Raw genomic sequence first — 524 nt, forward strand, 5'->3', positions numbered from 1 at the left:
AGCGGGGTGCGGCTCAAGTCGCGAGGAGGCTTGAGCGCATCGACGAGCTGCTCGAAGGGAATGTCCTGATGCGCGAAGGCGCCGAGGCAGGCCTCGCGGACGTGGCGCAGGAAGAGGCGGAAGGAAGACTCAGGGGAAGGCTGCGCGCGAAGGGCGAGGGTGTTGACGAAGAAGCCGATGAGGCCTTCGACCTCGCGACGATTGCGGCCGGAGATGGGCGAGCCGACGACGACGTCATCCTGGCCGGAGTAGCGAGCGAGGAGGAGCTGGAAGCCAGCGAGCAGCGACATGAAGAGGGTGGCGCCCTCTTGCCTCGCGAGGTGGAGGAGCGAGGAGTGAAGCGAAGCGGGGAGGGGGGCGCGGATGTTGGCGCCGTGGAAGGAGTGGACGGGAGGACGAGGCCTGTCGGTGGGCAACTCCAGGATGGGAGGGGCACCGGCGAGCTGGTGCTTCCACCAGGCGATGTCGGAGTCGAGGGCGTTGCCCTGGAGCCAGGAGCGCTGCCACTGGGCGAAGTCCGCGTA

General features: G+C 68.1%; 1 protein-coding gene. It reads right to left on the reverse strand.

The genetic code is table 11. The features are described from left to right. The coding region (locus tag JGU66_36430) for a hypothetical protein (GenBank protein MBJ6766264.1) at nt 1-524 on the reverse strand (524 nt) is incomplete at both ends.

The organism is Myxococcaceae bacterium JPH2 (assembly GCA_016458225.1).
Classification (GTDB): Bacteria; Myxococcota; Myxococcia; order Myxococcales; family Myxococcaceae; genus Citreicoccus.